The sequence below is a fragment of the Streptomyces flavofungini genome, assembly GCF_041028215.1.
Taxonomy (GTDB): Bacteria; Actinomycetota; Actinomycetes; order Streptomycetales; family Streptomycetaceae; genus Streptomyces; species Streptomyces flavofungini_B.
On sequence record NZ_JASKYR010000592.1, the window covers coordinates 1 to 5,536 of the forward strand.

The 5,536-nt window shown below is 75.4% G+C and carries 7 protein-coding genes; 3 read left to right on the plus strand and 4 right to left on the minus strand.

Going from position 1 to position 5,536, the window contains the following annotated elements:
• Window positions 1–143 precede the first annotated feature (143 nt).
• Window positions 144–809 carry a TetR/AcrR family transcriptional regulator gene (locus tag AB8Z36_RS30400; RefSeq protein ID WP_369216604.1) on the minus strand — a complete coding sequence of 222 codons (666 nt, stop codon included), beginning with the start codon at window positions 807–809 and terminating at the stop codon, window positions 144–146.
• Window positions 806–1,576: an aminoacyl-tRNA hydrolase gene (locus tag AB8Z36_RS30405; protein ID WP_369216605.1), complete on the minus strand. Its 771-nt coding sequence runs from the start codon at window positions 1,574–1,576 to the stop codon at window positions 806–808. Before AB8Z36_RS30405 ends, AB8Z36_RS30400 begins: the two co-directional genes overlap by 4 nt.
• Before the next feature lie 67 nt (window positions 1,577–1,643).
• Here AB8Z36_RS30405 and AB8Z36_RS30410 point away from each other — a divergent pair, with 67 nt between their 5' ends.
• From AB8Z36_RS30410 to AB8Z36_RS30420, 3 genes are all read left to right on the plus strand, one after another.
• Complete coding sequence (locus AB8Z36_RS30410; protein ID WP_369216606.1) at window positions 1,644–2,576, plus strand: ABC transporter ATP-binding protein; 933 nt, start codon at window positions 1,644–1,646, stop codon at window positions 2,574–2,576.
• A 2-nt stretch (window positions 2,577–2,578) separates the two neighbouring features.
• Window positions 2,579–3,247 carry an ABC transporter gene (locus AB8Z36_RS30415; protein ID WP_369216610.1) on the plus strand — a complete coding sequence of 223 codons (669 nt, stop codon included), beginning with the start codon at window positions 2,579–2,581 and terminating at the stop codon, window positions 3,245–3,247.
• Window positions 3,248–3,332: 85 nt separating this feature from the next.
• On the plus strand, window positions 3,333–4,574 hold the full coding sequence (locus tag AB8Z36_RS30420) for a hypothetical protein (RefSeq protein ID WP_369216607.1): 1,242 nt from the start codon (window positions 3,333–3,335) through the stop codon (window positions 4,572–4,574).
• Window positions 4,575–4,589: 15 nt separating this feature from the next.
• On the opposite strand, the gene AB8Z36_RS30425 is transcribed toward AB8Z36_RS30420, so the two are convergent.
• Both AB8Z36_RS30425 and AB8Z36_RS30430 read right to left on the minus strand, forming a co-directional pair.
• Window positions 4,590–4,805 carry a hypothetical protein gene (locus tag AB8Z36_RS30425; protein WP_369216608.1) on the minus strand — a complete coding sequence of 72 codons (216 nt, stop codon included), beginning with the start codon at window positions 4,803–4,805 and terminating at the stop codon, window positions 4,590–4,592.
• Between the two features lie 9 nt (window positions 4,806–4,814).
• A partial coding sequence (locus tag AB8Z36_RS30430; protein WP_369216609.1) for a polysaccharide deacetylase family protein occupies window positions 4,815–5,536 on the minus strand: 722 nt, incomplete at its 5' end.

The window sequence follows — 5,536 nt, forward strand, 5'->3', positions numbered from 1 at the left end:
GTGCGGGGGCGGGCGGAGGCGGGTGCATGACCCGAGCATAAAACTAAACGAACGGTCGTGCAGTTAAATGGCGGAAGCCGGTGCACGAGGTACCCGGATGCTCGTACGGGGCGCCCGGGCGTCGGCCCGCAGGGGAGCGGCGTCTACTCGGCGGCAGCCGGGAGCGGGCCCAGCAGCTCCGGCTCGGCCGCCGCCGCGCGGAGCCGGTCGGTGATGGCGACGCGGGCCCTTCGGTAGGCGTCCGGTTCGCCGTGCAGGACGGAGTGGGCGTTGGCCGTCTCCATCAGGGCGATGAACTCGAAGGTGAGCTGGCCGGTGTCGGTGCCGGGCCGCAGCTCGCCGCTGTCGACGGCCTCGGCGACGCAGCGTTCGACGCGCGCGCTCCAGTCCCGGTTGGCGAGCGCCAGGGCGTCGTGCACCGCGCCCTCGCGGGCGTCGAACTCGGCGGCGACCCCGTAGAAGAAGCAGCCGCCGGGGAAGACGCGCCGTTCGGAGTAGTCCAGCCAGCCCGCGCAGAGCCGCCGCAGGCGCCCGAGGCCGGGCGGCAGCTCAAGGGCGGGTTCGGCCACCTCGTCGAGGAAGATGCGCCCGGCGGCCCGGATGGTCGCGAGCTGGAGCTCCTCCTTGGAGCCGAACAGGGCGAACACCCCGCTCTTGCTGAGCCGCAGTTCGGTGGCGATCCGCCCGAGGGACAGCGCTTCGAGCCCTTCGACGGAGGCGATGTCGACGGTCCGGCGCAGGACGAGCCGCCGGGTCTGGTTGCCCCGCTCGACGCGGCCGTCCCGGCGGCCGCCCCCGCCGCCGGTCATGACCGTGGGGTGCGGAGCGCCGGGTGGTCGGCGACCACCGTGCAGGAGCCCGGGGCGATCTCCGTGAAGCCCGCGTCGCGGACCACCGGGAGGCCGCTCGCGGTCAGGGCGGGCCACCGGCCGGGGGCGGCGGTGCGGACCGAGAGCGGGAAGCCCGCGTCCCGCCAGGCCGCGCGGTCCTCGTCGGACAGTTCCCACCAGGCGAGTTGGGCGCCGTGGCCCGCCTGCGCCATCGCCTTGCCCGCCGACATGCCGACGTCGGGGCTCATCCACAGGACGGGGTGTGTCGCGTCGGCCTCGCCGGGCGGCTCGGGGTCGTCCAGGTCGGTGCCCGAGACCTGGAGCTTGGCCAGCTCCTTGGGCCAGCCGTCCAGCGGGACCGGCGGGAAGACGCGGACCTCCGCGCTCTTGCCGGTGACCGTGATGCCGGGCAGCGCCTCGGCCTTGCGCCACTCGCCGCCGCGCGCCCTGCGCACCACCTTGCGGATGCGGGCGTCCTGCCAGTCCCGCATCGCCCGCGCCCATTCGCCCTCGCCCAGCGAACGCTCATCGCTCAGCATCACCAGGACGGCACGGGCCGCGGTCTCCAGGGCATCCGTGCGGGCCGGGGGAGCGGCCCGCTCGATGCGGACGACGAGGGGCAGCACGAACTGCGGGGCCTCGTCGCGCGAGGTGGTCTCGTGGCGGAAGGGGCTGTCCTCGGTGGCCCGGCCGGGCCCGCCCTCCGGCGTGCCGTCGGCGGTGGTGGTCGTCTCGTCGCTGCTCACGGGCCCAGTCTGCCAGGCGGGGAATCCGGTCCGCGCCGCCTCGGCCCCGTGGGCGAGGATGGCCCGCATGGAACATGATCTGGTGCTGCGGCTCGACGGAGCCGGCCGCCGGTACGGCCTGCGCGGCCCATGGGTACTGCGCGGCATCGGGCTCGGCGTGCCCGCGGGGGCCCTGATACGGGTCCAGGGTGCCAACGGGACCGGGAAGTCGACCCTGCTGCGGCTGCTCGCCGGTATCGACGCGCCCTCCGAGGGGCGGGTGACCGGGCGTCCGCGCACGGCGTTCGTGCCCGAACGCTTCCCCGCCGCCATGCCGTTCACCGCCGTCGGCTACCTCACGCACCTGGCCCGCGTGCACGGCCTCGCGCGCGGCGCGGCCGAACGGAGCGCGGAGCGCTGGCTTGAGCGCTTCGGCGCGGGCGGCTACGCGCGCACCCCGCTGTCCGAGCTGTCCAAGGGCAGCAGCCAGAAGGTCGCCGTCGCGCAGGCCCTTCTCGCCGACCCCGAGTTGCTCGTCCTGGACGAGGCGTGGACGGGCCTCGACGTCCTCGCCCGCGCCGAACTCGACCGTGCCGTCGCCGAACGCACCGCGTCCGGCGGCTCCGTCGTCTTCGTCGACCACGACCCCCGCCGTCTCGCGGGCGTCGCGGACGCGACGTACGAGGTGGTGGGCACGGCCCTGGAGCGGCGTACGGAGACGGCCGCCCCGGAGGCCGCCGAAGGGCACGGGCCCGTCGTCGTCATCGTCACGCAGGGGCCGCCGGGCGCCGGTCCGCCCCCGGCGGTCGCCGCCATGGCGGTCGGCACGGAGACCGGCGCGGCGGACGGCACCACGCGGCTCACGGTCCCGGAGAGCCGCTCCGACCTCGCGCTGCGGGAACTTCTGACGGCGAGGGTGCCGTGGCACGTGGTGGGGGTGGGGCCGGGCCCGCACTCCGGTACCCGGCCCGGTACCCGCCCCGCCGCCCGGTCCGCCGCCCGTGAGGAAGAGGCCTCTTGATGATGACCGCGCTTCTCCAGTACCAGGCCGCGCTGCTCGTACGGTCCCAGCGGTGGCTCGCGCCCGTGATCCTGTACGCCGTGTTCCTCGGCGTCGGAGTGCAGAGCGGGCAGCCCGTCCTGGACTCCCTCGCCTACGCCGCCGCCGCGCTGCTGCCCGTCGCGGCCTGGCTGGTACGCATCTGCGCGAACAACGAGTCGGCCGCCGCCCGAAGCTGCACCGCCGCCGCGGCGGGTCCGGCGCGGGCCCATCTCGCCGCGCTGCTCACCGCGTTCCTCGCGGCGGTGGCGCTGGGCGCGGTGGCCGTGGCCGTCGTGACCGCCATCAGCGACGCGGGAAGCACCAACGGGCGGCTGCCCGTACCCCGGCTCCCCGCGGGCGCGGCCGGACTGCTCGCGATGCTGGTCAGCGCCCTGCTGGGCACGGCGGTCGGGGCGCTCACCAACTGGCCGCTGCTCCGCTCGGCCGGGAAGGCCGTGCCCGCCATGCTGCTCGCCGCGCTGCTGCTGCTCGTCACCACGGGGTCCCCGGCGAAGTCGGTCCTCGTCGATCTGACCGCCGGGTCGCGGGAGGGAGCCGTACCGGTGCCGTGGGGAGCGCTGCTCGCGGCGCTCGCCGTGGCGGCGGCCGCGGTCTGGCCCGCCTGCGTGCTCAGCTCCCGGCGCAGGTGACGGCTTGCGCGCGGCGGCCGACCGGGTAGGCTGCGCGCCTTCTGTACAGCGTCAAGCGGCAACGGGAAGACCGGGGGACGAGCGCATGCGGGGAGTCACGGGCGAGAGGCGGCACCGCGCGGTGGCGGGTGCGGTGCCGGTGGCGCTGGCCGCGCTGGCGGTGCTGTTCGCGGCGGCCGGGTGCGGCACGGACGCCGAGCCGTCCGGCGCTCGTGGCACCGGCTCGGACGGCCCCGGCCCCGGCGTCGAAACGGGCGCCCCGCGCTGGGAGTTCGAGCACATCGCGGACTTCAGCGGCGGCTTCACGGACATCGCGGCGCTCGGCGAGGACGACATATGGGCGGTGGCGACGGAGAACACCGGCAGGTCCAACGCCCGTCTGCTGCACTACGACGGCGAGCGGTGGAAGCGCGAGCCGCTGCCCGACGTGCTCGGCGGCACCGACTACCCGCCGGTGCTGGAGGAGATCGGAGACGGCTCCCTGTGGCTGCGTCCGCAGCGGAACGACACGGGCGGCGGCGCGTACCCCTGGGCGCGCTGGGACGGCACCCGCTGGTCCGCCCTGCCGGACCCGCCGCCGGGCAGCGTCGGGGAACTCGACGCGGCGGGCCCGAAGGACATCTGGGCCCTCTCGGGCGAGCGGACGGCCGTGCACTGGGACGGCACCCGCTGGACCACGACCCGGTTGCCGCACCCGGCCGCCGACCTCGCGGTGGTGGGCCCGGACGACGTCTGGGCGGTGGGCAGCCGCTCCACGGGTCCCGGTACCGAACAGGTCCACGGCGAGGTCTACCCCCAGCCCGCGTCGGCGCACTGGGACGGCACGTCGTGGCGGCAGGTGGAGACCCCCGGGGCCCGGTTCGACGACCCGGTCCCGCCGGAGCCGAGCGCGGGCCTCACCCAGGTCTTCGCGCTCGCGGACGGCGAGGTCCGCGCCTACGGCAGCAACTCCTTCAACCACGGCGAGGCCGAGAACGAACCGGACGACGAGTACATCCGCATCCGCCGCGACGGCACGGAGTGGACCGACCAGCCCGAGGCACCCGGCGGATGCGCCCTGCGCGTACCGGTGGCCCAGGACGACACGGGCCTGTTCCTCGACGGCAACTGGTTCCTCGACGACAAGGGCAGGTGCCTGAAGATCGGACGCCACCGCCTGCCCGAGTCGACCGGGGCCCGCAAGGGCTCGGGCCAGACGCTGTGGCTGGAGGAGATCCACCGGGTCCCCGGCACCGGCACCTGGCTGGGCGCGGGAAAGATCGAGGTGACCCAGTCCGGCGACCCCTTCGGCGCTCCTGTCGTCGTACGACTGAAGCGGGGAAACTAGGGCCTCTCGTGCGGCTCAGCCCGAGCAGGCCGAGCGCTGGGCCTCCTGCCAGGCGCACACCGGGCAGAGGGTGATGCCCTTGTGGGACTCGGGGTACTCCGTCGGCTCCTGGCAGAGCACGCAGGCCGCGAACGGCCCTTCCGTGGCGGGGGCGTCCGAAGTGAGGCCCAAAGCGTCGCGGGCGCTCGTCCGGGTGTCCGGAGCGGCGCAGTAAGTGTCGTCGTCGGCCATACGACCAGGCTAACTCCGCCGCGCCGCCGCGCCGATCTGCTCGGAGACCCGTACGAACCGGTACCCGCGCTCGCGCAGCCGGGGGACGATGTCGCGCAGGGCGCGCTCGGTGGCGGGGGCCGCGCTGCGGGTGCAGTGCAGGACGACGACCGAGCCGGGCCGCACCCCGTCGAGCACCTGCCTGGTCACCGCCGCCGGGTCCGTGGCGAAGGCGTCGCCGCTGACCACGTCCCACTGCACGGCGGTGACCCCGACGGGCGCGAGGGCGCGCAGGGACCGCTGGTCGTAGCAGCCGCCGGGGAAGCGGAAGTACGGGACGGAACGCCGGACGCCCGCCTCGCGGAAGGCGGTGAAGGCGCGTTCCATGTCCCCGCGCATCCGGGCCGGGGGGACGGTGGGCAGGCCGTAGCAGTCGCCGGTGAAGGCGTGGTGGCTGTAGGAGTGGTTGGCGACCTCGAAGAGCGGATCCCCGCCGATGTCCTTCGCCTGGTCCGGGTACTCCTCGGCCCACCGCCCCGTCATGAAGAACGTCGCGGGCACCTTCAGGCGCCGCAGCGTGGCGACGAGCGCCGGGTTGTCGAACCGCTCGCCCCCGGCCGCGCGCGGTCCCTGGTCGGCCGTCATGTCGGCGTCGAAGGTGAGGGCGACGGTACGGCCCCGCGTCCGTGAGCCGTTCTTGAAGACGGGGGTCAGGCCCGTGGGGCCCGGCGCGAGCGTGGGCGGGGCGGCGG